General features: G+C 70.2%; 20 protein-coding genes. 8 read left to right on the top strand and 12 right to left on the bottom strand.

What is annotated here, in order from left to right:
- Positions 1–28: 28 nt before the first annotated feature.
- Complete coding sequence (locus ACZ69M_RS02135) at positions 29–439, bottom strand: hypothetical protein (protein ID WP_470046012.1); 411 nt, start codon at positions 437–439, stop codon at positions 29–31.
- Positions 440–941: 502 nt separating this feature from the next.
- Here ACZ69M_RS02135 and ACZ69M_RS02130 point away from each other — a divergent pair.
- Entirely contained in the window at positions 942–1,103 is a 162-nt protein-coding gene (locus ACZ69M_RS02130; RefSeq protein ID WP_470046011.1) for a hypothetical protein, read from the top strand.
- Positions 1,104–1,426: 323 nt separating this feature from the next.
- Here ACZ69M_RS02130 and ACZ69M_RS02125 read toward each other — a convergent pair whose 3' ends face one another.
- From ACZ69M_RS02125 to ACZ69M_RS02115, 3 genes are all read right to left on the bottom strand, one after another.
- Positions 1,427–2,035: a CAP domain-containing protein gene (locus ACZ69M_RS02125; RefSeq protein ID WP_470046010.1), complete on the bottom strand. Its 609-nt coding sequence runs from the start codon at positions 2,033–2,035 to the stop codon at positions 1,427–1,429.
- A 601-nt stretch (positions 2,036–2,636) separates the two neighbouring features.
- Positions 2,637–5,387 (bottom strand): pyruvate, phosphate dikinase, encoded by a 2,751-nt coding sequence (gene ppdK, locus ACZ69M_RS02120; protein WP_470046009.1) that lies wholly within the window; start codon positions 5,385–5,387, stop codon positions 2,637–2,639.
- A 452-nt stretch (positions 5,388–5,839) separates the two neighbouring features.
- Entirely contained in the window at positions 5,840–7,132 is a 1,293-nt protein-coding gene (locus ACZ69M_RS02115) for an ROK family transcriptional regulator (protein WP_470046356.1), read from the bottom strand.
- Positions 7,133–7,260: 128 nt separating this feature from the next.
- Between ACZ69M_RS02115 and ACZ69M_RS02110 the strand changes: the two genes are divergently transcribed.
- Together ACZ69M_RS02110 and ACZ69M_RS02105 are read left to right on the top strand one after the other, a co-directional pair.
- The gene (locus ACZ69M_RS02110; RefSeq protein WP_470046008.1) at positions 7,261–9,192 is read left to right on the top strand and encodes an MGH1-like glycoside hydrolase domain-containing protein; all 1,932 of its coding nucleotides are present in this window, start codon (positions 7,261–7,263) and stop codon (positions 9,190–9,192) included.
- Positions 9,189–11,126 carry an amylo-alpha-1,6-glucosidase gene (locus ACZ69M_RS02105; protein ID WP_470046007.1) on the top strand — a complete coding sequence of 646 codons (1,938 nt, stop codon included), beginning with the start codon at positions 9,189–9,191 and terminating at the stop codon, positions 11,124–11,126. Before ACZ69M_RS02110 ends, ACZ69M_RS02105 begins: the two co-directional genes overlap by 4 nt.
- 58 nt (positions 11,127–11,184) lie before the next feature.
- On the opposite strand, the gene dusB is transcribed toward ACZ69M_RS02105, so the two are convergent.
- Entirely contained in the window at positions 11,185–12,351 is a 1,167-nt protein-coding gene (gene dusB / locus ACZ69M_RS02100; protein ID WP_470046006.1) for a tRNA dihydrouridine synthase DusB, read from the bottom strand.
- Between the two features lie 134 nt (positions 12,352–12,485).
- Here dusB and ACZ69M_RS02095 point away from each other — a divergent pair, with 134 nt between their 5' ends.
- Positions 12,486–13,931, top strand: a complete 1,446-nt coding sequence (locus tag ACZ69M_RS02095) for an MFS transporter (RefSeq protein ID WP_470046005.1) — start codon at positions 12,486–12,488, stop codon at positions 13,929–13,931.
- Between the two features lie 17 nt (positions 13,932–13,948).
- Here the strand turns inward: ACZ69M_RS02095 and ACZ69M_RS02090 are convergent, their stop codons facing one another.
- Positions 13,949–14,932 (bottom strand): helix-turn-helix transcriptional regulator, encoded by a 984-nt coding sequence (locus tag ACZ69M_RS02090; protein WP_470046004.1) that lies wholly within the window; start codon positions 14,930–14,932, stop codon positions 13,949–13,951.
- Between the two features lie 101 nt (positions 14,933–15,033).
- Here ACZ69M_RS02090 and ACZ69M_RS02085 point away from each other — a divergent pair, with 101 nt between their 5' ends.
- Positions 15,034–16,464: an MFS transporter gene (locus tag ACZ69M_RS02085; RefSeq protein WP_470046003.1), complete on the top strand. Its 1,431-nt coding sequence runs from the start codon at positions 15,034–15,036 to the stop codon at positions 16,462–16,464.
- Here the strand turns inward: ACZ69M_RS02085 and ACZ69M_RS02080 are convergent.
- Genes ACZ69M_RS02080 through ACZ69M_RS02070 form a run of 3 tightly spaced genes read right to left on the bottom strand, consistent with a single transcriptional unit; the run spans position 16,457 to position 17,848 of the window.
- Positions 16,457–16,696, bottom strand: a complete 240-nt coding sequence (locus tag ACZ69M_RS02080; protein ID WP_470046002.1) for a hypothetical protein — start codon at positions 16,694–16,696, stop codon at positions 16,457–16,459. The two genes, ACZ69M_RS02085 and ACZ69M_RS02080, sit on opposite strands and share 8 nt — an antisense overlap.
- Before the next feature lie 22 nt (positions 16,697–16,718).
- Positions 16,719–17,099 (bottom strand): VOC family protein, encoded by a 381-nt coding sequence (locus tag ACZ69M_RS02075; RefSeq protein ID WP_470046001.1) that lies wholly within the window; start codon positions 17,097–17,099, stop codon positions 16,719–16,721.
- 14 nt (positions 17,100–17,113) lie between these two features.
- Positions 17,114–17,848: a transporter substrate-binding domain-containing protein gene (locus ACZ69M_RS02070; RefSeq protein WP_470046000.1), complete on the bottom strand. Its 735-nt coding sequence runs from the start codon at positions 17,846–17,848 to the stop codon at positions 17,114–17,116.
- 202 nt (positions 17,849–18,050) lie between these two features.
- Between ACZ69M_RS02070 and ACZ69M_RS02065 the strand changes: the two genes are divergently transcribed.
- Both ACZ69M_RS02065 and ACZ69M_RS02060 read left to right on the top strand, forming a co-directional pair.
- On the top strand, positions 18,051–18,257 hold the full coding sequence (locus ACZ69M_RS02065) for a hypothetical protein (RefSeq protein ID WP_054235491.1): 207 nt from the start codon (positions 18,051–18,053) through the stop codon (positions 18,255–18,257).
- 219 nt (positions 18,258–18,476) lie between these two features.
- Positions 18,477–19,715, top strand: coding sequence for an RNA-guided endonuclease InsQ/TnpB family protein (locus ACZ69M_RS02060; protein ID WP_470045999.1), 1,239 nt, complete (start codon positions 18,477–18,479; stop codon positions 19,713–19,715).
- On the opposite strand, the gene ACZ69M_RS02055 is transcribed toward ACZ69M_RS02060, so the two are convergent.
- Positions 19,712–20,332 (bottom strand): TetR/AcrR family transcriptional regulator, encoded by a 621-nt coding sequence (locus tag ACZ69M_RS02055; protein WP_470045998.1) that lies wholly within the window; start codon positions 20,330–20,332, stop codon positions 19,712–19,714. The genes ACZ69M_RS02060 and ACZ69M_RS02055 overlap by 4 nt on opposite strands.
- A gap of 26 nt (positions 20,333–20,358) precedes the next feature.
- Positions 20,359–21,363, bottom strand: coding sequence for an aldo/keto reductase (locus ACZ69M_RS02050; RefSeq protein WP_470045997.1), 1,005 nt, complete (start codon positions 21,361–21,363; stop codon positions 20,359–20,361).
- Positions 21,364–21,589: 226 nt separating this feature from the next.
- On the opposite strand from ACZ69M_RS02050, the gene ACZ69M_RS02045 reads away from it, so the two are divergent.
- Positions 21,590–22,642 carry a chitinase gene (locus tag ACZ69M_RS02045; RefSeq protein WP_470045996.1) on the top strand — a complete coding sequence of 351 codons (1,053 nt, stop codon included), beginning with the start codon at positions 21,590–21,592 and terminating at the stop codon, positions 22,640–22,642.
- A 287-nt stretch (positions 22,643–22,929) separates the two neighbouring features.
- Here ACZ69M_RS02045 and ACZ69M_RS02040 read toward each other — a convergent pair whose 3' ends face one another.
- Positions 22,930–24,312, bottom strand: a complete 1,383-nt coding sequence (locus ACZ69M_RS02040; RefSeq protein ID WP_470045995.1) for a glycine--tRNA ligase — start codon at positions 24,310–24,312, stop codon at positions 22,930–22,932.
- Between the last annotated feature and the right edge of the window lie 15 nt (positions 24,313–24,327).

Genomic DNA, 24,327 nt, shown 5'->3' with positions numbered 1-24,327 from the left:
CCCGGGTCCTGGGCGGCGGACAGTCCGCCTACGGCCTGAAGTGGCGCGCCGGAGAGCAATTGTCTGGCCGAAGCGTGCCTCGATCGCGACAGGCACGCAGATCCGCGTCGTCCGTGTACTGCTGAGCTCCATCCCAGTTGGAGTGGTGCAAGAACACTGTCTGCCGCTGCTTGCCGTTGTAGCGAACCCAGTTGTGCCCTTCAACGCGAACGAGCATGTAGACGTTGTTGTTGTCACCAGGCAATGCATCCTTGAGCTGCCCGCTCCATTCGAAGGAGCCATGGTTCTGGGCTGCGTCGTTGAACCTGTACTGCCCCTGGGCGAATTGCACGCCTGTCGGCGTCAACCGGGGCAGCTTGTGCCAAGCCCCCGCCATCGACGTCCCCGCCCCAACGAGAAACACCCCGGCCGCCACCACGCCAACCATCGCCGTCTTCATCAGTCACCCCTCTACCTCCCAAAGACCCCACCGGCCCCCAGGAGTTACAGAAGGTAATGGATCAGTAACGTGCTGAATCCTTTGGCCTACGAATCGCCATCCCATCAGGTGATCCGGAAGCACGAGAAGCGCGAGCGGGCGCGGACCTCGTCGGCCGGTGTCAGGGCGTTGCGTAGTCGTTCGAGAAGGGCTGGGTCTCGGGGTAGGACCATTCGGCGGTGTGGCCCGGCAACGGAGTCGACGACGCTTCGGCATGGGCCACGGAGGCGGGGGAAACAGGGCGACGGGGTGGTGGTGCGGTGCGGGGATCCTCACGGGCGAAGGGCTCCGAGGCCGTCCTGGTCCCGGCCATGTCCGCCGTCGACGCGTTCCCCGGCATCAGCACCTGCACCCGCGTCCCCGCCGCTGCGCAGTGAACTCCTCGACCTGGACTCGGTCAGCGTCGAACGGCACGGGGCCTGGCCCCCTATTGGAGCGGTACGGCGGTAACGGTGCGGGGCCGGTGCTTGCGGTGCACGGGGCCGTCGAGCAGATCCTCGACAACCTGCTGTCGAACGCGCTGCGACCGGCTCTGCGCGCCCCCGACGCACCCAGGGGCGGTACGGGCCCGGTCGAGATCTGGTGCAGCGGCCGGCCCGCGCCGGTGGCGGCGAGGCCGAGTTGAGTGCGGCGCCGTACGGAGGGCTCGACGGCTTCGTACGGCTGTGCCCGGTCGCACGACGGGGCGGCACCTCGGCACAGGGTGTATGACCAACACCCTGAACTGGGAACTCAGCATCTGCCGCCCCTCATGGGGCACATCGCGCAGCGCGGCCTCCATCATGTCGGCGGTCCGGTCCCCCTCCACCTCTCACAGGTGCGTGTAGACGTTCAGCGTGCCGCAGGTCGTGAAGCGTCATGTCCTCGGGACACGGACCTTGGCCCCAGCACGGCGGCCAAACCTGCACCCGCGCGGTTCTGCACATGCGAGAGACCTCGATGGGGGATTCACCGCTGGCAGCGTCCGAACGTCACGACGTAGGTGCCGGCGCTGGGCGACGAGGCCCCCGCCCGGTCCGCCGAGCCGGGCTGGGCCCACGGGCCTATCTCGCGCAGCGTCGGCTTGAGGATGATGGCGCGGTGGCCGGGGCTGCTCATCCACCAGTTGACGGCGGCCTGCGGAGTTCCCGATCCGCCCCACCCGGTGTACGTGATCTCGTTGAACTCCCACGAGCGGGGGTTGGGACAGTATCCGGCCGCCTGGATGCGGCTCTGCGGTGTCGAGCCGGTTTGGGGGTTGCGGTGCGGGTCCTTGCCCGGTCCCCACCACTTCAGCTGGACGGCCGCGACAGCATGCTGCTGGGCCGCGTTCGTCAGGGCCTGGCTAATGGTGAGGGAAGGCAGCCCGCGCTGTGTGCGCTGCGCGTTGATCAGGCACATCACGGCAGCCCTCGCCTGGGTGACCGTCGCGGCAGTCGGGGCCCGGTTGGCGGCGACCGGGTCGCAGGTCGCAGCCGCCGCGGACGGGGCCGCCACGACGGGGAAGAGCGTGGCCGACAGGGCGGCCGCCGCGGCAGTGCTCAGCAGTTTTCCGGTACGCGACATGCGGCTTCGCACGGATACTCCACCTCCTGCGAACACGAACGGTGTCGTCATCCAGGCTGCCACCGGCCCTGACCGGTCGCCATCCGGGGCCGCGGGGGGGGGCGGGCGTACCACTCGCGGATGCGCTTGTCCTTCTCCCTCGCCTCGGCCCGCAGCCGCTCCAGCTCCGCGCGCTCGCTCGCTCTCCCGCAGACGACCGCCCGGCCAGGTCTCTGCCACCGGCCGGGTCCGCCGACGGCGACCCGTTGCGCCCCTCACGGAACTCGGCGTCGTAGATGCGCTTCCTGGATGCCGTGACCCCAACTGTCCCGCCGGTCACAGTCTCCACAGCAGGAGGGGAGCCTCATGTCGAGGAAGTCCCGGAAGTCCACGGCCCGGTGCTGCGAGGTTGTCGACCAACTCTCCGCCCAAGGAGTCCCGTTGCCGGTCCGCAGCCAACGCGGGCAAACGCCATCACACCTGGTCAGCGACGTAGCTTGACCGTCTCCGCAGATGACGCACGACGGAGCGGCACCTCCGCACAAGGTGCCGCCCCGTTTCTTTCGCACGCCGGAGCCGTCGGCCGTCGGTGAGGGTCAGGGTCGACCGTCGGCGGCTCCGGAGTTCCGGCAGGCTAGCGGTGGTCGCTGCCCTTCGCCGTCGACGCCGCGCGGCCCGCCTCCAGGCGTGCCACCGGGATCCGGAAGGGGGAGCAGGACACGTAGTCCAGTCCCACCTCGTGGAAGAAGTGGACGGACTCGGGGTCGCCTCCGTGTTCGCCGCAGACGCCGAGCTTCAGGTCGGGGCGGGTGGCGCGGCCGGCCTGCACGGCCGACTTCACCAGGGAACCCACGCCGTCCTTGTCGATGGTCTCGAAGGGGGAGACGCCGAAGATCCCCTTCTCCAGGTACGCGGTGAAGAAGCTCGCCTCCACGTCGTCCCGGGAGAAGCCCCAGACGGTCTGCGTGAGGTCGTTCGTACCGAAGGAGAAGAACTCGGCGGCCTCGGCGATCTGACCGGCGGTCAGGGCGGCCCGCGGGAGTTCGATCATCGTGCCGATGGCGAGCCTGAGGTTCGTGCCTGCGGCCGCCTGCACCTCCGCGATGACCTGGTCGGCCTCCTCGCGGACGATCTCCAGCTCCTGGACCGTACCGACGAGGGGGATCATGATCTCGGCCCGCGGGTCGCCCTTGGCGTTCTTGCGCTCGGCCGCCGCCTCCGCGATCGCCCGTACCTGCATGGTGAACAGGCCGGGGATGACCAGGCCGAGACGTACGCCGCGCAGACCCAGCATCGGGTTCTGCTCGTGCAGGCGGTGCACGGCCTGGAGCAGGCGCAGGTCGTTCTCGTTGGCGTCGCCGCGCGACTCGGCCAGTGCCACGCGTACGGACAGTTCGGTCACGTCCGGCAGGAACTCGTGCAGCGGCGGGTCCAGGAGACGGATCGTCACCGGGAGGCCGTCCATCGCCTCGAAGAGTTCGACGAAGTCCCGCTTCTGGAGGGGCAGGAGCTCCTTGAGGGAGTCCTCGCGCTCCGCCTCCGTGTCGGCCAGGATCAGGCGCTCGACCAGTTCGCGCCGGTCGCCGAGGAACATGTGCTCGGTGCGGCACAGGCCGATGCCCTGCGCGCCGAAGCGGCGGGCACGGAGGGCGTCCTCCGCGTTGTCCGCGTTGGCGCGGACGCGCAGGCGGCGGACCCGGTCCGCGTACGCCATGATCCGGTGGACGGCCGCGACCAGCTCGTCCGCGTCGTCGGCGCCCGCGTGCATCCGGCCCTCGAAGTACTCGACGACCGGGGAGGGCACGACCGGGACCTCGCCCAGGTAGACCTTGCCCGTCGAGCCGTCGATCGAGACGACGTCACCCTCCTCGATGACCACTCCGCCCGGGGCCGTCATACGGCGCCGCTTGGTGTCGACCTCGAGCTCCTCGGCGCCGCACACGCACGTCTTGCCCATGCCGCGCGCCACGACGGCGGCGTGCGAGGTCTTGCCGCCGCGCGAGGTCAGGATGCCCTCGGCCGCGATCATGCCGTCCAGGTCGTCGGGGTTGGTCTCACGGCGGATCAGGATGACCTTCTCGCCCGAACGCGACCACTTGATCGCGGTGTACGAGTCGAAGACCGCCTTGCCGACCGCCGCGCCCGGCGACGCGGCGATGCCCCGGCCGATCTGGTCGACCTTCGCCTGGTCGTCGAAGCGCGGGAACATCAGCTGCGCGAGCTGGGCGCCCGTCACACGCTGGAGGGCCTCCGCCTCGTCGATCAGGCCCTGGTCCACCAGCTGCGTGGCGATACGGAAGGCCGCACCGGCCGTGCGCTTGCCGACGCGGGTCTGGAGCATCCACAGCTGGCCGCGCTCGATGGTGAACTCGATGTCGCAGAGATCCTTGTAGTGGTTCTCCAGGGTCTCCATGATCTGCATCAGCTGGTCGTACGACTTCTTGTCGATCGACTCCAGCTCCGCGAGCGGGACCGTGTTGCGGATGCCCGCGACCACGTCCTCGCCCTGGGCGTTCTGGAGGTAGTCGCCGTACACGCCCTGGTGGCCGGATGCGGGGTCACGCGTGAACGCCACACCCGTGCCCGAGTCCGGGCCGAGGTTGCCGAAGACCATCGAACAGACGTTGACCGCGGTGCCGAGGTCGTGCGGGATGCGCTCCTGGCGGCGGTAGAGCTTGGCGCGGTCGGTGTTCCAGGAGTCGAAGACCGCGTGGATCGCGAGGTCCATCTGCTCGCGCGGGTCCTGCGGGAAGTCCCGGCCGGCCTCGGTCTTGACGATCCTCTTGAACTTGGTGACCAGCTTCTTGAGGTCCGCGGCCTCCAGCTCCGTGTCGACCGTGACCTTCTTGGCCGCCTTCGCCGCGTCCAGCGCGTCCTCGAAGAGCTCGCCGTCGACGCCGAGGACCGTCTTGCCGAACATCTGGATGAGGCGGCGGTACGAGTCCCACGCGAAGCGGTCGTCGCCGGCCTGCTTGGCGAGGCCCTGGACCGACTTGTCGGAGAGGCCGATGTTCAGCACGGTGTCCATCATGCCCGGCATGGAGAACTTCGCCCCGGAACGGACGGATACGAGGAGGGGATCGTCGGCCTGGCCGAGCTTCTTGCCCATCGCCGCTTCGAGGGCTTCGAGGTGCGCGCTCACCTCGTCACGCAGTGCCGCAGGCTCCTCGCCGCTGCCGAGGTAGGTCTTGCACGCCTCAGTGGTGATGGTGAAGCCCGGAGGGACGGGAAGGCCCAGGTTGGTCATCTCGGCGAGGTTCGCACCCTTGCCACCGAGGAGGTCCTTGAGATCCCTGTTGCCTTCGGTGAAGTCGTAAACGAACTTCGTCCCCTCAACGCCGTTGTCGCCGCTCTCGGCTACATGGGGATCTTTGTTTTCCGACACGAGTCTCGACTCCTCGACGTCGCGGTGGCTGCCCTGACGGCGAGGAACATACCCAGATCGAAGGCGCCTGGGTACGTCTACTTGCACGTCATGCGCCTGTAACCACCCGTCCGCCACTCGATTGAAAGTCAAGCCTTGGCAAGCGGTCACGGGGAGATGTTTTCACTTCTTGAACGAATCAACCCCCTCAGGTAGAAGTATACGCTCAGATGAGCGGCTGCCGACACGCCTGAGTTTAATCGATGAACGATCAAGGGGTGGCACTGAGTGCCACCCCTTAGGGAAGTGCAGTCGCCCAAGATCCGCTCATCTGAGCGCCACCCCTATCAAGGGTGGCGAGAATCACGCAGTGAAGACGGCCGGAATTTCATCATGCGGACCACGGTGTGGACGCGACGCGAACGCGACACACGGATGTCACACGCCCCGCCACCCTGTGCGCCACGCAGGCGTCACACACCCAGCGCCGCCAGCCGTTCCTCCGCCCGCTCCGGCGCGTACAGGTACTCCACGACCAGCGCACCGGCCCCCACCAGCCCCGCCCGTTCCCCGAGCCGCGAGGTCACCACGTCCAGATGAGCGGTCGAACGCGGCAGCGCCCGCTGGTACAGCAGCTCGCGCACACCCGTGAGGAACGGGGTTCCGGCCAGATCCCCGGCGATCATCAGAACGCCGGGATTCAGCAGGGTCACCACCGTCGCGAGTACGTCCCCGACCTGGCGCCCCGCCTCCCGCGCGAGCGCCATCGCCTCCGGGTGCCCGGCCGTCAGCAGGTCGCGCACATCCGATCCGGAGGTGGCCGGGACGCCGGACTCGGCGAGTCTGCGCGCCACCGCGCCACCGCTCGCGACCGCGGCCAGACAGCCGTACGAACCGCACCGGCACAGCGCGTCCGCGCCCACCCGGATGTGCCCGATGTCCCCGGCGCCCCCGTCCACGCCCCGGTAGATGGAGCCGCCGACGACCATGCCCGCACCGATACCGGTGGAGACCTTGACCAGGGCGAACGCCGAACAGTCCGGATAACCGGTGCGCTGTTCCCCGTACGCCATGAGGTTGGCGTCGTTGTCGACGAGTACGGGGATCAGGGCGCCGCTCCTGGTGACCCCGGCGCCCGTGGCACCACCGGCGCTACCGGCACCACCGGCACTCCTTATGCCTGCGTGCTCGGCGAAGGCACGTCCCAGACGCCCGCGTATGTCGTAGCCGTCCCAGCCGGGCATGATCGGCGGCTGCACCACCCTGCCGGTGTCGGTGTCGACCGGGCCCGGCACCGCGATCCCGATCCCGCACACCGCCTCGGCGCGCTGCCCGGCCTTCTCCAGCAGCTCGGCGAACCAGCGGCCGAGTTCGCCCAGCACGGCGTCCGGGCCGTCCTCGATGCGCAGGCTTCCGTGGTGCTCGGCCTGGATCTCGCCGCTCAGCGAGAGGACGGCGGCCCGGCCGTGGCGTGTGTCGAGGTCGGCGGCCAGGACGACGGCGTGTTCGTCGTCGAACTCGAGGGTGATCGAGGGCCGGCCGCCCTGGGGGGAGTCCACCGGGCCGCCCGCGCCCTCGCGCAGCCAGCCCGCGCGGAAGAGCCGGTCGAGGCGCTGGCCGACGGTGGCCCGCGACAGACCGGTGGCCTGCTGCAGCGCGCCGCGCGTCGTGGCACGCCCGCTGCGCACCAGTTCGAGCAGTTCCCCTGCGCTTGCCTGATGCCCGGCCCTCATGGTTTTCGCCGCCCTTCCCGCCGTCCCCGCCATGCCTGTCATGCCCAACCCCTTGCGTTCACCAACTCTGCATTACATATTGAGTTTTGCGTGTTAAATAGACGTAACCCTACGGTAGCTAGTGCCGAACCGATCGGCCGGACGTCTTCGGGGAGACCTGAGTGGACAGCACAACCCAACTCACCATCCGCCGCACGGGGACCACCACCCCCGCGCGCACCTCGGGTTCCCCCGCTCCGCCCGGCTCGCACGAGATCACCCACTCCGGCGCGCACGTATACGATCCCGACCGGCCCGCCGGATCGCTGCACCTCAGGGCCGCCCGGGTACTCGAGGACAACTGGACGGGAACGTCCACGGTTCCCTCGCACGGCCTGTATCCGCACCAGTGGTCCTGGGACTCCGCCTTCATCGCGATCGGCCTGCGCCATCTGTCCCCCTTGAGGGCACAGACGGAACTGGAGACGCTGCTCGGCGCCCAGTGGGGTGACGGCCGGATCCCGCACATCGTGTTCAACCCCTCCGTCCCGCTCGACGCCTACTTCCCGAGCCCCGACTTCTGGCGCTCCTCGACCGCGGGGCGCGCTGCGGGCGCCCCGCGCACCGTACAGACGTCGGGCATCGTGCAGCCACCGGTGCACGCGCTCGCCGCCTGGCTGGTGCACCAGGCCGACCCGGGGCTGTCCCGGTCGCGTTCCTTTCTCTCCCGGATGTATCCCCGGCTGGCCGCCTGGCACCGCTATCTGCTGCACCGGCGGGACCTGGGCGGCGGCGGGCTCGCCTCCGTGGTCCACCCGTGGGAGCAGGGCATGGACAACAGCCCGTGCTGGGACGCCCCGCTCAGCCGTGTCACCCCGGCCGCGCCGCGCTCCTTCCGCCGCGCCGACCTCGACCACGGGTCCGCGGAGGACCGGCCGACGGACCTCGACTACGGCCGGTACGTACGACTCGCGACGGACTACCGGGACGGCGGGTACGCCGACGGCGTCGGCGAGTTCGCCGTGGAGGACCCGGCGTTCAACGCGCTGCTGATCGCCTCCGAGCACGCGCTCGCCGCGATCGCGCAGGAACTGGGCGCGGCGGGGACGGCGCGGCACGCCCGCGCGGAGCGGCTGACGGCGGCATTGGTGGAGCGCTTGTGGGACCCGACGGAGGGGATGTTCTTCTGCCGGGACGTGTACGGCGGGGACGGGGGCGGTGGGGAGTCGTACGGCGGGGAAGGGGGCGAGAGCGGTGCTCTCGGTTCGGAGCGGCGCTCTCCTGAGGGCGGTGCGTTTGCCTCGGAGCGGCGCTCTCTTGAGAGCAGTGCTCTCGCCTTGGAGCGGCGCTCTTCCGAGAGCGGTGCTCGCGGGTCGGAGCGGGGCTCTCGGAGCGGTGCTCTCGCACCGGAGCAGCGCTCCGCCGAGAGCAATGCTCACGCTTCGGAGCAGCGCTCTCGCCAAAGCGGAGCTCACGGGCCGGAGCAGTACTCTCGCCAGAGCGGCGCTCTCGCTTCGGAGCAGCGCTCTCGTGCCGGGGCGCTCATCCCCGAGCGCAGCGTGGCCGGGCTGCTCCCGCTCATCCTCCCCGCACTCCCCCGCGACATCGCCGCCACCCTGGTCCGCACGGCGGGCGGGCCGCACTTCGGGCTCGGCGGGGTCGCCCGGCTGGCGCCGAGTTACGACCTGACCGGGCACGCCTTCGACCCGCACCGCTACTGGCGCGGCCCGGCGTGGTTCAACACGAACTGGCTGCTGGAGCGCGGGCTGCGGCTGCACGGGGAGCACGGGCGCGCGGAGGAGTTGCGGACGGCACTGCTGGAGACGGCGGACGCGTCCGGGTTCGCGGAGTACGTGGATCCGTACACCGGCGAGGCCTGCGGCGCGCTCGGCTTCAGCTGGACCGCAGCGCTGACGCTGGACCTGCTGCACGAGCCCGCGCGAGCCGACCAGGCGGATCGGTCGACGCAAGTCGTGTCCCATCCGGGGCGCCGCGCGTTCGACAAGGCACAGGGCACGCCGCCACACACATCGCATGCATCACACACGCCACACGCGCCACACACGACACACAGTTCATTCGAGACGGGCGCCAAGGGAGGGGACCGGGGATGACGGACCGGCATCATCTGCTCGTGCACGGTGGAACGTTCGCCGCCGTGGGCGACGGCGGTGACATCAGCGGGGTGCGCGGCGGCAGCTCCCCGGACGGGTTATTCGTACGGGACGCCCGGCACCTCAGCCGCTGGCAGCTGACCGTCGACGGCGCGGTGCCCGAGGCGCTGACACCGGTCGCGGACGGCGACACGGCACGCTGTGTGCTCGTCCCGCGCGGCGGGCGCAACGAACCGCCCGCGTACACGCTCTTCCGTGAACAGGCCGTCACCGACGGCGCGTTCGTGGAGGCGCTGCGCGTCACCAGCAACCGCCCCTCGCCCACGACCGTGCGCATCGCGCTCACCGTGGACGCCGACTTCACGGACCAGTTCGAGCTGCGCTCCGACCACCGTACCTACGCGAAGATCGGCGCCGTACGAGGGCGTCAGGTCCTCGATGACGGGGTGGAGTTCACCTACCAGCGCGGGGAGTGGCGGTCGCGCACGACGGTCACCTCCGAGCCGCCGCCGGACGGGGTCGAGGAGACCGGCACCGGCGCCCGTCGCCTCGTGTGGACCCTGGACCTCGAACCGCACGTCTCGGCGGAGCTTGCGCTGCGCGTGGCGGCCCGCCCGCACGGGGCGCTGAAGGACCCGGAGGTGCCCGCCTCACCCTCCGCGGCGAATGAGCAACTCCTGGCGCTGGAAGGTGAGTTCGCGGACGGCGTACCCTTCCCGACCGGCTGGCCGGAGCTCGCTGCGGCCTGTGCGCGCGGGCTGTCCGATCTCGCGGTGCTCCAGGTCCCGGCGACGGGCCCGGACGGCGAGGAGCTGCGGGTGCCGGCGGCCGGAGTGCCGTGGTTCCTCACGCTCCTGGGCCGCGACGCCCTGCTGACCTCGCTGTTCGCGCTCCCCTACCGCCCCGAGCTGGCCGCCGCCACGCTGCCCGCGCTCGCGGCGACGCAGGCGGTCGAGATGGGAGCGGGTGCGGTGGCCCAGCCCGGCAAGATCGTGCACGAGGTGCGGCACGGTGAGCTGGCGCACTTCGGGCAGGTCCCGTTCGGGCGGTACTACGGATCGGTGGACGCGACACCGCTGTTCCTGGTGCTGCTCGGCGCGTACACCGAGCAGACGGGTGACCCGGCCCTGGCCCGGCGGCTGGAGGCCAACGCCCGGGCGGCGATCGGCTGGATGCTGGACCACGGCGGTCTGACCTCCGTCGGCTATCTCGTCTACCGCGCGGACGGCGGCGGCCTCGCCAACCAGAACTGGAAGGACTCCCCCGGCGCGATCTGCTCCGCCGACGGGAGCCGTCCCAGTGGACCGGTGATGGCCGCGGGCGCGCAGGGATACGCGTACGACGCGCTGCGCCGCACCGCCCACCTGGCCCGTACGGTGTGGGGCGACGAGGTCTACGCCGCTCTGCTCGAACAGGCGGCGGGCGACCTCCGTGACCGTTTCCAGCGGGACTTCTGGATGAGTGAACACGCCTTCCCCGCGCTGGCGTTGGACGGTGACGGCCGTCACGTCGACGCCCTCGCCTCGGACGCCGGGCATCTGCTGTGGTCGGGACTGCTCGACAAGGAGTACGGCGAACTGGTCGGCCATCGCCTGCTGGAGCCGGACTTCTTCTCCGGCTGGGGAGTGCGCACCCTGGCCGCCGGCCAGCCGGCGTACCACCCGTTGTCGTACCACCGTGGTTCGGTCTGGCCGCACGACAACGCGCTGATCACGCTGGGACTGGCCCGCTACGGCCTGCACGACGAGGCCCGGACGGTCGCCCACGCGCTCGTCGACGCGGCCACGGTCGCCGGCCACCGTCTGCCGGAGGTCCTCGCGGGGTACGGCCGCGAGACACACGGGGAGCCGGTGCCCTATCCGCACGCGTGCGTACGGGAGTCGCGTTCGGCGGCGGCGCCGCTGGCGCTGCTCACGGCGGTCGGGGGCGCTTGAGGGAGCCCCCGGGCCCCCGGCCCCGGCCCCGGCCCCGGCCCCGGCCCCGGCAGGAGTGTCAGCCCCCGGACGTGTCCAGTTCGGCGTCCTCGCCGATGCCCGCGCAGTCGTACGGGTCCTTGAGCCAGCCGTCCGGCAGGACGACCCTGTTGTTGCCGGACGTACGGCCGCGGGGCCCGTCCGCGCCCGTGGGCCAGGGCTGGTCGAGGTCCAACTCGGCGAGGCCGTCGGAGAGTTCGGCGAGGGACGACGTGATCGCGAGCCGCTTGCGCATTTCGGAGCCGACCGCGAAGCCCTTCAGGTACCAGGCCACGTGCTTGCGGAAGTCGATGACGCCGCGCGCCTCGTCGCCGATCCACTCGCCGAGCAGGGTGGCGTGGCGGACCATGACGGCCGCGACCTCGCGCAGGGCCGGGCGGGCGTAGGCGTCCTGGCGCCCCTCGAAGGCGGCCACCAGGTCGCCGAACAGCCACGGCCTGCCGAGGCAGCCGCGCCCGACCACGACCCCGTCGCAGCCGGTCTCGCGCACCATCCGCAGCGCGTCCTCCGCCGACCAGATGTCGCCGTTGCCGAGGACGGGGATCTCCGGCACATGCTCCTTGAGGCGCGCGATGGCGTCCCAGTCGGCCGTGCCGCCGTAGTGCTGGGCGGCGGTGCGGCCGTGCAGGGCGATGGCGGTGACGCCCTCCTCGACGGCGATCCGTCCGGCGTCGAGGAACGTCATGTGGTCGTCGTCGATGCCCTTGCGCATCTTCATCGTCACCGGGAGGTCGCCCGCCCCGCTGACGGCCTCGCGCAGGATCGCCCGCAGGAGGTTGCGCTTGTACGGGAGGGCGGAGCCGCCGCCCTTGCGGGTGACCTTCGGGACCGGGCAGCCGAAGTTCAGGTCGATGTGGTCGGCGAGGCCCTCCTCCGCGATCATGCGGACGGCCTTGCCGACGGTCGCCGGGTCCACGCCGTACAGCTGGATCGAGCGCGGCTTCTCGGTCGCGTCGAAGTGGATCAGCTGCATGGTCTTCTCGTTGCGCTCGACCAGCGCCCGCGTGGTGATCATCTCGCTGACGAACAGGCCCTTGCCGCCGCTGAACTCGCGGCACAGCGTGCGGAACGGCGCGTTCGTGATCCCGGCCATGGGGGCGAGGACGACGGGCGGCTGGACCGTGTGGGGGCCGATCGACAGCGGGGAAGCGGCGAGGGCGGCGGGAGCGAGGGCGGTCGTGGACATTCCCCCATTGTCGCGTACGCGGACGGGTGCGATGACTGTGGCGACTGTCATGAATGAGTGCGGTGCGCAACAAAGGAGAGTCAGGGAAGGGTCATTAGTTAGACGCACTATCGACACGGGCGTAGGCTGGAGGAATGCCCGAGCTCAGTCCCCGCCACCGTCTTCTCGTCCTCGCGATCTGCTGCATGAGCCTGCTGATCGTGAGCCTCGACAACACGGTCCTGAACGTCGCCCTCCCCTCGATGCAGAAGGAACTGCACGCGAGCGTGGCGGGCCTCCAGTGGACCATCGACGCGTACACGCTGGTCCTGGCGTCGCTGCTGATGCTCGCGGGCTCGACCGCCGACCGCATCGGCCGCCGCCGGGTCTTCAAGGCGGGCCTGGTGATCTTCACCCTCGGTTCGGTCCTGTGCTCCGTCGCTCCGAACCTGGACTCGCTCGTCGCCTTCCGCATGGTGCAGGCGGTCGGCGGCTCGATGCTGAACCCGGTCGCGATGTCGATCATCACCAACACCTTCACGGACCCGCGCGAGCGCGCCCGCGCGATCGGCGTCTGGGGTGGCGTGGTCGGCATATCGATGGCCGCGGGCCCGATCGTCGGCGGCCTGCTCGTGGACTCGGTCGGCTGGCGGTCGATCTTCTGGATCAACCTCCCGGTCGGCCTCGTCGCGCTCCTGCTCACCTGGCGTTACGTCCCCGAGTCCCGCGCCCCCAAGGCCCGCCGCCCCGACCCCGTCGGGCAGCTCCTCGTCATCGCGCTGCTCGGCTCCCTGACGTACGCGATCATCGAGGCACCCAGCTCCGGCGCCCCCAAGACCCTCGCCTTCGGCGCGATCGCCCTCGCCGCGCTGCTCGGCCTGCTGTGGTACGAGCCCCGGCGCGCCGAACCCCTCATCGACCTGCGCTTCTTCCGTTCGGCGCCGTTCAGCGGGGCCACGGTCGTCGCCATCAGCGCGTTCGCCGCGCTCAGCGGGTTCCTGTTCCTCTCGACGCTCTATCTGCAGAACGTGCGCGGCCTGGACGCGCTGCACGCGGGCCTGTGGATGCTGCCCATGGCGGTCATGTGCTTCGTGTGCGCGCCGTTGTCGGGGCGGCTGGTCGGCAACCGGGGGCCGCGGCTGCCCCTGCTGATCGCGGGGGTCTCGATGACCGCGAGCGGGATTCTCTTCGCCGCGTTCGAAGGCGAGACCTCGAACGTCACGCTCGTCATCGGGTACGTCCTCTTCGGCCTCGGCTTCGGCTTCGTGAACGCCCCCATCACCAACACCGCCGTCTCCGGCATGCCCCGCACCCAGGCCGGCGTCGCTGCCGCCGTCGCCTCCACCAGCCGCCAGATCGGCGGCACCCTCGGTGTCGCCGTGGTCGGCGCGGTCCTGGCCTCCGGCATCCAGGCCTCGGCGTACCGCGAGACGTTCGTGTCGGCCGCCCGCCCCGGCTGGTGGATCCTGGCCGGCTGCGGTCTCGCCGTGCTCGTCCTGGGCGCGCTGACCAGCGGACGCTGGGCACGCGGGACGGCCGAGCGCACGGCACGGCAGCTGGAGGCGCCGGAGGTCAGGGACTCGGTGGGCGTCCGCGCCTAGGTCCTGTCGGTGTCGGCCTAGGCCGCTTCCGTCTCCGCCATCAGCGCGATCTCGTGCAGCTTCCTCAGACGCTCGCGGTTCTGCTCGTCCACGGGGGCGTACGTCACCATGCGGGCGCCCGTGTCGGGGGCGAGCCACAGGTCGGTGTGGTCGACGGTGAGCAGCCCGACGTACGGGTTCAGGAACTGCTTGGTCTTGCTGCGCGAGCCGCCGTACACCTCGTACCGCTCCCAGATCTCACGGAACTCCGCCGACTCCGCCCGCAGTCGTTTGACCAGCAGCTTCCAGGCGGGCTCGCCGAGGTGGCCGGCCATCGAGCCGCGCAGCTTGGCGGCCATCACGCGCATGGTCTCGTCGAGGAGCACGATCGACGCGCGCCACTCCGGGTGGGTGTAGGCGAGGATCATGAGGTTGCGGTCCTCCGGCGGTACGGAGTTGAGGTCGCGCATCATCAGCCGGGCGTACGTGCGGTTGTACGCCAGGATGTCGTAGCGGCTGTTCTGGATGCAGGCCGGGACCGGCTCCAGCTGGGACAGCACCTCGAGCAGGGCCGGGGTGAGGGTCGGGCACCGCGCGGCGGGTGTGGGGTCGACGGCTCCGGCCAGCCGGAAGAGGTGGGCGCGCTCGCTGGTGTCGAGCAGCAGGGTGCGGGCCAGGGCGTCGAGTACCTGTTCGGAGACCTGGATGTCACGGGCCTGTTCGAGCCAGGTGTACCAGGTGACGCCGACGGCGGAGAGCTGCGCGACCTCCTCGCGGCGCAGGCCCGGCGTGCGCCGGCGGCGGCCGCGGGGCAGTCCGACCTGCTCCGGCGTGATGCGCTCGCGGCGGTTGCGCAGGAAGGTGGCGAGCTCGTGCCGCCGGATCTCGCTGCCGCGGGGGGCGGCGGAGGCGTGCGGCTCGGGGTCCACCGGCCGCGGAGAAGTCACGGACACCGCCCGCTGAGCAGGGTCGATGGCCTCCACCGGCCGGGGAGCGGTGCTCTCCTGCGTCATCGTCGTCATGCCTCCAGCCTGCCGTTCGCCGGATCCTGTTGCCAGGTAGTGCTTCTACCAGGATAAGGACACTCTGGTACCAGTCTGAGGTCAGGAGAAGTCTGGAGGACGTGACCGAAACCGAAACCCTCAGGACTCCAGTCCGCTCGCCCTCCACGGCACCCGTACTCAGCGGCCTCGGCCTCTTCACCGTGCTGCTCGGAGCGGCACTGCCCCTCATCGACTTCTTCATCGTCAACGTAGCCCTCCCGACCATCGGCCGGGACCTGAACGCGAGCGAAGCCGTCCTCGAACTCGTCGTCGCCGGGTACGGAGTCGCGTACGCCGTCCTGCTCGTCCTGGGCGGCCGCCTCGGCGACCTCTTCGGGCGACGCCAGTTCTTCCTCGGCGGCATGGCGGCCTTCGGCATCACCTCCCTCGCGTGCGGGCTCGCGCCCAGCGCCTGGACGCTGGTGGCGGCACGCGTCGCACAGGGCGCGGCATCCGCGGCGATGCTGCCGCAGGTGCTCGCCACCATCCAGGCGGCGACGGCGGGCCCGCGCCGCGCCAAGGCCATGGGCCTGTACGGGGCCACGGCCGGTCTGTCCATGGTGGCCGGGCAGATACTCGGCGGCCTCCTCGTCGCGGCGGACATCGCGGGCACCGGCTGGCGCGCGGTGTTCCTCGTGAACGTGCCCGTCGTGATCCTCGGCCTGATCCTGGCCATGCGCGCCGTCCCCGAGACGCGCTCGCAGCACCCGGAGCCGATCGACACCCCCGGCACGGTGCTGCTCGCCGTGTCCCTTCTCGCGCTCCTCGCCCCGCTCACCGAGGGCAGGGCGGCGGGCTGGCCCCTGTGGACCTGGCTGTCGCTGGCACTGTTCCCCCTCGCCGCCGCGGCGTTCTACTTCGTCGAGCGCCGCGAGGACCGAGAGGGCCGTACGCCCCTGGTGCCGCCGAGCCTGCTCGCGCTGACCTCGCTCCGCCGGGGCCTGATCATGATCGTGCCGTTCTCGATCGGCTTCAGCGGCTTCATGTTCGTGATCGCGGTGGCGCTGCAGCGGGGTGCGGGCCTCGGCCCCGTCCCGGCGGGCCTGGCTCTGGCGCCGATGGCCGCGGTCTTCTTCGTCGTCTCCCTCTGCGGCCCCCGGCTGATCGCCCGCTACGGCACCCGGATCGTCACCGCGGGCGGGCTGATCCAGGCGGTGGGCGTGGCCCTCATCGCGCTGGCCGCCTGGCGGTCCTGGCCCGACCTGGGCGTATGGCAACTGCTGCCGGGCGCGGCGGTCGCGGGCGCGGGCCAGGCGCTCCAGCTCCCCGTCCTCATCCGGATCATCCTCTCCGAGGTGCCGTCCGCGCGGGCCGGCGTCGGCAGTGGCGTCATGGCCACCACCCAGCAGTCGGCCCTCGCCGTAGGCGTCGCCACCCTGGGCACCCTCTTCCTGTCCCTCACCTCGAGCAACGGCATGCGGGACGCCCTCGTCACCACCCTCCTGGTCCAACTGGCGGGCGTGGTCCTGACGACGGCCCTGAGTCTGCGACTGCCGCGCACGATCAGCTGAGCTGTGGGAGCAACTGGAGCATCCGTTTCATGACGGGGGCGGGCAGGGCCGGGTGCCGGGCGGCGGACTCCGCGGTGTGGGGGTCGCGCAACAGCCGGACGACGACCCGAGCGGGAAACTGCGCGTGCCAGAAGGCCGCTTGGCGTATGTGGCCGTGCGGGTCGTCCAGCAGCCGTACCGCCGATGCCGCCGTCAGCCGCGGGTCCTCCGCGGCCCGGTATCTGACCTCCACGTCCGGGGAATACGACTACTTCTCAGTGACGGACCAGACAGAAGGGATGCCCCGCCGGATCGGCGTAGATGCGCCAGCACCGCCCGTCGGAGACGTCCAGCGGCGTCGCACCCAGAGCCAGGACCCGCTCCCCTGCCCGGTCCAGGTCGGGGACGCCGAAGTCCAGGTGGAACTGCTGGGGGCGGGCGGGATCGGGCCACTGCGGAGGGCGGTACTCCATGGCCGGGACTCGCTGGAAGGCGAGCACGAGACCGGACGGCGTGTGCAGCGTCGACCAGGCCTCGCCGAGCGCCCAGCGTCGGTCCGGCCGGTTGACACTCCCGCCGAGCAAGGCCTCGTAGAACTCGGCGAGTCGGAGCGGTTCGGGGCAGTCCAGCACCACGCACTGCAGTTCGGCGATCACGAGCCGCTCCTGGGTCAGCCGCGAGGGCGGGCGAGTGGGGCGACCAGGGTGTCCGACTGCCGGGCGCGGCGTAGGGAGTTCGCGACGAAGCCGTTCGCCTTCAGTTCCTCGACGAGGTCGTGGAGGAAGCGGACGGTCTCGGGTCGGCGGACCTTCGTCGTGCCGACCGCCTGTTGGATCTGCATGAACCGGTCCTCGATCAGGCGGAGTCCGGGGTGCGCCGCGACGAACTCGGTCATCGGCTGCCTGATCCCGGCCGCGACCTCCAGCCCCTCGGCCCGGAACGCCTCGACCCCGTCCTCCCCGCGCACCACGCTCGCGTGCCGAAGCGTGCGGGAGAGGAAGAGGTCGTAGGCGGAACCGCGCTTCACACCGATCCGTACGCCGGGACGGTCGACCTCGGCGACGGTCGTCAGGTCCGAGTCGCGGGGCACGGCGTACACGCCCTCGATCACGACGTACGGCGCCGTGAACGCGACCTCGGCCTCCCGCGCGGGCTCGACGGCCAGGAAGCACAGGTCGGCACGGCCCTCCGCCATCGCCTCGTACGACTTGCGGGCCGCGTCGAAACAGAGGAGTTCCACGGGAACGTCCAGGCGGGCGGCGATCTCCCGCGCGAGGTCCACGGTGATGCCGGCCGGGGCCGTCGGCGTGCCCTGGGCCAGCACGGGATTGCCCAGGTTGATCGAGGCCCGCAGGGAGCCGTGGGGCGCGAGGTCCTTGGCGATGGCGGGAGTTCCGGTCGTCATGCAGCGGAGTGTAGATCGGGATGGCGCGGGAGTGCGGAGGGTGGACGGGCGGCGACGGCTCGTGATCGCGCACGGCCACGCGGTGAACTCGCGGCCGAAGAACCCCCGTTGATCTTCCCGATGCTGCACACTCCTTGCTGCGAAAGCCGCCTTGCCGCCAACGCCTTGCCGCGTGAGCGGAGCGGTAACACCTGGAGGTGTCATGCTGCAGATCAACACGAGCAAGGTCAGCCGCTGGGACCAGCACGGCCGCGAGCACGTCGTCCACGTCCAGCGCGCCGGTGTACAGCGCACGATCAGATGCGACACCTGCGGCTGGCGCAAGGGCGCGCAGTTCCTGCCGTGGCTGAAGGCGGAGGAGCACCTCGCCGAGGCGCATCAGGCGACGGTGGACCCGACGGAGGGATAGCCCTCCGCCGGGGCCACCGGTCCGTCGGGCCACCAGGGCCGTGAATGCAGCGAATGCTTGCGAGGAACCCCGGGCGTTTACGCTCGGGAGGAAGCGCGGCCGAGTACCTTCTCCGGCGGAGCCGGGTGGTGCGAACACACGGCCGGGTGGGTCGCTCGGTGTGATGAACGGCCCCGAACGTGTGGTGGGGTCTCGTACGGGTGCCTACGATCGGTGATCGTGAAGCTGGTCGTGCAGGTCAAGCTGGAGCCGACACCAAAACAGGCGGCGGCACTCGAGGCGACCCTGCATGCCTGTAACGAGGCCGCCACCTGGGTGAGTGGGATCGCTTTCGAGCACGGGGAGTTCAAGAACTTCGCCCTGCGCAAGCACACCTACGATGCGGTCAAATCCCGCTGGGACCTGGGTGCGCAGGCCGCCCAGCACGTCATCAAAAAGACGTGTGACGCGTACGCCACGCTGAAGGCAAACCTGAGGGCCGGGAACCTCGGCAGGCCCGGCTCACGCCGATACCGCAAAGCCTCCGAGAAGCCGATCACCTTCCGCCCCCGGGGCGCGCAGCCCTACGACGACCGGATGCTGTCCTGGCAGATCCCGGACCGGACGGTGTCCATCTGGACAACCATCGGCCGGGTCAAGAACATGGCGTTCACCGCCTCACCCGAGCAGTTGGCCACGCTGGCGCTGTGCCGCAAGGGTGAGTCCGACCTGCTGGAACGGGACGGCATGTGGTTTTTGAACGCCACCTGTGACGTGCCCGAAACGCCCTTGAACTCGGACCCGGTGGACTTCCTCGGGATCGACCTGGGGATCGTGAACATCGCCACCACCTCGGACGGCGAGATCATGGCCGGACGCGAGCTGAACCGCACCCGCCTGCGCGAGTGCGGCCTGCGCACCAAGCTGCAACGCAAGAACACCCCGTCCGCCATGCGCCGCCTGAAGAAGCGGCGGCGCAAGGAGGCGCGGCGGGCACGGGACATCAACCACAAGATCGCAAAGCATGTGGTGGCCGAGGCTGAACGCACCGGTCGCGGGATCGCCCTGGAAGACCTGACGGGCATCCGCGAGCGGGTACGGCTTCGCAAGCCCCAACGGGCCACCCACTCCTCCTGGGCCTTCGCCCAGCTGGGGGCATTCATCGCATACAAGGCCCGCCGGGCAGGCGTGCCGGTGGTGCACGTCGATCCGGCGTACACCTCCCGCACCTGCGCCGAGTGCGGCCACGTAGGCAAAGCGAACCGGGTCTCCCAGGCCTGGTTCGCGTGCCGGAACTGCGGATTCGTTGATCACGCGGACCGGAACAGCTCCCACAACATCCGTGCCAGAGCACGGGATTTGCGGCGACGCGGGGCCCCGTCAACGGCCCCCGCCCCATCCCGAACACCTCGGAGCGGGGCTGGACGCAAACGCAGCATCACACCCAATGATGCACGTTGTGCAGGCCCGTCGCTTTAGCGACCGGTAGTTGGCTCGATTCGGCGGCGCAGTCCGCGCAGGACGAGGGTGACGACCGTCGAGAACTCGGCCTCGATGCCCGGCTGTTCCCACTCGTGGGCGTAGGCGGGGTCGTGGAAACGGTTCGTGGCGTGGAAGACGGCGCGGGCCGTCGCGACGGAGTCGCCGTCCACGGTCATGAAGTCGCCCTCCATCACGCCGCGATGAATGATGTCCGAGAGCTGGTCGACCAGCTCGGCGACGTGCTCCTCGACCACCGCGCTCGCCTCGCCGAGCAGCACCGAGTACGTGGCGAACAACTCCGGATCGTCGCCCGCCTTGTGCCGCTTGGCGGTGAACAGCGTCGCCAGCCAGTGCTCGAGCGCCTCCGGGGGTGGCGCGGACGACGGCCTGGCGATCTCCGCGAGTATCTGCGACGTACGGTCCAGCCAGCGCTTCGTGACCGCCTCCCGCAGCGCCGCCTTCGTACGGAAGTGACGGTAGACGCTGCCGTGGCTGACGCCGAGCGCGCGGGCCACGTCCACCACGGTGGCCTTCGCGGGGCCGTGGCGGCGCAGCGCCTCCTCGGTCGCCTCGAGGATGCGCTCGGCGGTCAGTGCTTCGGTGGTCGGTGCCATGTCGAAAACCGTACCTGGCGGCACTGTCAGCGGTCGGTGCCGAGATGCGACATCTGCGCCGCCGGGTAGCGGTCGCCCGCGGCGGCGTCCGCCGGCACGGCCTGCTCGATCGCGGCGAGGTCGGCGTCGTCGAGCGTGACGTCCAGCGCGCCGAGCGCCTCCGTCAGCCGCTCCCGGGTCCGCGCACCGACCAGCGGCACGATGTCCTCGCCCCTCGACAACACCCACGCGATCGCGATCTGCGCCACGCTGACGCCCTTCTGCTCCGCGATCTTCCGCAGCGCCTCGACGAGGGAGAGGTTGTGCTGGAGGTTCTCCCCCTGGAAGCGGGGGCTCATGGAACGGAAGTCGGTCGGGGCCAGCTGCCGGTCGGCCGTGAAGTGGCCGGAGATCAGCCCGCGGGACAGCACGCCGTACGCGGTGATCCCGATGCCCAGCTCACGCGTGGTCGGCAGGACCTCGTCCTCGATGCCGCGCGAGATCAGCGAGTACTCGATCTGGAGGTCGGAGATGGGAGCGGTGGCGGCGGCCCGGCGGATGGTTTCGGCGCCGACCTCGCTCAGGCCGATGTGCCTGACGTGCCCCTTCTCCACGAGCTCGGCGATCGCGCCGACCGTCTCCTCGATCGGGACGTTCGGGCCGAGCCGCGCGATCCGGTACACGTCGATGTGATCGACGCCGAGGCGCTGCAGCGAGTACGCGGCGAAGTTCCGCACCGCGGCGGGGCGGCCGTCGTATCCGGACCAGCCGCCGTCCGGGTCGCGCAGGGCGCCGAACTTGACGCTGGTCAGCGCCTGCTCGCGCAGGGCCGCCGGAGCCGTGCGCAGGGCCTCGCCGATCAGCATCTCGTTGTGGCCCATGGCGTAGAAGTCACCGGTGTCGAGGAGCGTCACGCCCGCCTCGAGGGCGGCGTGGATGGTCGCGATGGACTCGGCCCGGTCCGCCTCGCCGTACAGCGCGGACATGCCCATGCAGCCGAGGCCGAGGGCGGAGACCTGGGGGCCGGTGGTTCCGAGGGGGCGGGTTTGCATGAGGACTCCCTGGTGTCTCTTGGAGGGTTGGTGTCCTTTCACGATGGCATGACAGATGACAGATTTCAATATCTGTCATCTGTTATCTGTCATCTGTTATCTGTCACCTGCCTTCCGCTGCCCGCCACCCCGACCACCTTGGTCCAGACCTATTGACGACAGGTCTGGACCGCAGGCACTGTCATGCCTACGACACCTCACCGCACCCCCCACCGGGAGGCCTCGCATGATCCGTCGCAAGCTGCGCCTGTTCGCCCTCGCACTCACCGCAGCCGTCCTCGCCCCACTGTCGGTCGCCACCGCCCCCACCGCATCCGCCGCCGACACCTGCGCCGTGAAGTCCCGCCCGTCCGGGAAGGTCCTCCAGGGCTACTGGGAGAACTGGGACGGCTCTGCCAACGGAGTGCACCCGCCGTTCGGATGGACGCCGATCACCGACTCCCGTATCGCCGCGCACGGCTACAACGTGATCAACGCGGCGTTCCCGGTCATCCGCTCCGACGGCACGGCGCTGTGGGAGGACGGGATGGACACCGGTGTGAAGGTCGCGACGCCGGCGGAGATGTGCGCGGCCAAGGCGTCCGGGCAGACGATCCTGCTGTCGATCGGCGGGGCGGCGGCGGGCATCGACCTCAGTTCCTCCGCCGTCGCCGACAGGTTCGTCGCGACGATCGTGCCGATCCTGAAGAAGTACAACTTCGACGGTATCGACATCGACATCGAGACGGGCCTGGTCGGCAGTGGCAGCATCGGTCAGCTGTCCACGTCCCAGGCCAACCTGATCCGGATCATCGACGGCGTGCTGTCGCAGATGCCGGCCAACTTCGGGCTGACCATGGCGCCGGAGACCGCGTACGTCACGGGCGGCAGCATCACGTACGGCTCGATCTGGGGCGCGTATCTGCCGATCGTCAAGAAGTACGCGGACAACGGGCGCCTGTGGTGGCTGAACATGCAGTACTACAACGGCAGCATGTACGGATGCTCCGGCGACTCCTACTCGGCGGGCACCGTCCAGGGCTTCACCGCGCAGACCGACTGCCTGAACAAGGGGCTGGTCGTGCAGGGCACCACCATCAAGGTGCCCTACGACAAGCAGGTCCCGGGTCTGCCCGCCCAGTCGGGCGCGGGCGGCGGCTATATGTCACCGAGCCTGGTCTCCCAGGCGTGGCGGCACTACGGCACCGGCCTCAAGGGCCTGATGACCTGGTCGATCAACTGGGACGGCTCGAAGAACTGGACCTTCGGCGACAACGTCAAGGCGTTGCAGAGCCGCTGAGAACCAGGACGGCTCGCGGAGAAGTCCAGCGGCGGCCGGCAGGAGGTGGAAGTCGGCGACGGTGACGTCCGGGTGGAGGTCACCGTCCGCCCGGTCGGCGGTGATGAGCCCGGTCGGCGCGGCAGCCGCACGGGTGTCGTTCTCGGGCGCGTACGAGGCGCCGACTCCCTGCGCGGCGGCCTTCACCGCGCCGCGTCGAGGATCCGCCGCCAGGAAGTGTCCGGTGAGCCGAAAAGCCCCCGGTTCCCGCATCGCGGGAACCGGGGGCTCTTCACGGACAGGCCCGGTCAGCAGCCGATCAGACGTGCGGCCAGGTAGCCCTCGATCTGGTCGAGGGAGACGCGCTCCTGCTTCATCGAGTCGCGCTCGCGCACCGTGACGGCGTTGTCGTCGAGGGTGTCGAAGTCGACCGTGACGCAGAACGGGGTGCCGATCTCGTCCTGGCGACGGTAGCGGCGGCCGATGGCGCCCGCGTCGTCGAAGTCGATGTTCCAGTGCTGGCGCAGGGCGGTGGCGAGACCCTTGGCCTTCGGGGACAGCTCGGGGTTGCGCGAGAGCGGGAGGACGGCGACCTTGACCGGCGAGAGGCGCGGGTCGAGGCGCAGCACCGTGCGCTTCTCCATCTTGCCCTTGGCGTTGGGGGCCTCGTCCTCGACGTAGGCGTCCAGCAGGAACGCCAGCATCGCGCGGCCGACACCGGCGGCGGGCTCGATGACGTACGGAGTCCAGCGCTCGCCGGCCTCCTGGTCGAAGTAGGAGAGGTCCTGGCCGGAGGCCTTGGAGTGCGCGCCGAGGTCGTAGTCGGTGCGGTTGGCGACGCCCTCCAGCTCACCCCACTCGTTGCCGCCGAAGCTGAAGCGGTACTCGATGTCGGCCGTGCGCTTGGAGTAGTGGGAGAGCTTCTCCTTGGGGTGCTCGAACCAGCGCATGTTCTCTTCGCGCAGACCGAGGCCGGTGTACCAGTTCCAGCGCTCCTGCATCCAGTACTCCTGCCACTTCTCGTCCTCGCCCGGCTTGACGAAGAACTCCATCTCCATCTGCTCGAACTCGCGGGTGCGGAAGATGAAGTTGCCGGGCGTGATCTCGTTGCGGAAGGACTTGCCCATCTGCGCGATGCCGAACGGCGGCTTCTTGCGCGAGGTGGTCTGCACCTGGGCGAAGTTGGTGAAGATGCCCTGGGCCGTCTCGGGACGCAGGTAGGCGACGGAGCCGCTGTCCTGCGTGGGGCCGAGGTGGGTGGTGAGCAGGCCCGAGAACTGCTTGGGCTCGGTGAACGTGCCCTTGTTGCCGCAGTTGGGGCAGTTGAGGTCGGCGAGGCCGTTCTCCGGGAGGCGGCCGTGCTTCGCCTCGTAGGCCTCCTCCAGGTGGTCGGCGCGGTAGCGCTTGTGGCAGGAGGTGCACTCGGTGAGCGGGTCGGTGAAGGTGGCGACATGCCCCGACGCGACCCAGACCTCGGTCGCCAGGATCACCGACGAGTCGATACCGACGACGTCCTCGCGGGAGGTGACCATGTAGCGCCACCACTGGCGCTTGATGTTCTCCTTGAGCTCGACGCCGAGCGGGCCGTAGTCCCAGGCGGCACGCTGTCCGCCGTAGATCTCACTACTGGGGAAAACGAAGCCACGGCGCTTGCTCAGGCTGACGATGGTGTCGATCTTGTCGGCGGCCACGGTGCTCTCTTCATT

The sequence above is a fragment of the Streptomyces sp. NPDC107454 genome, from assembly GCF_055582885.1.
This window is presented reverse-complemented; position numbering and strand designations above follow the sequence as displayed.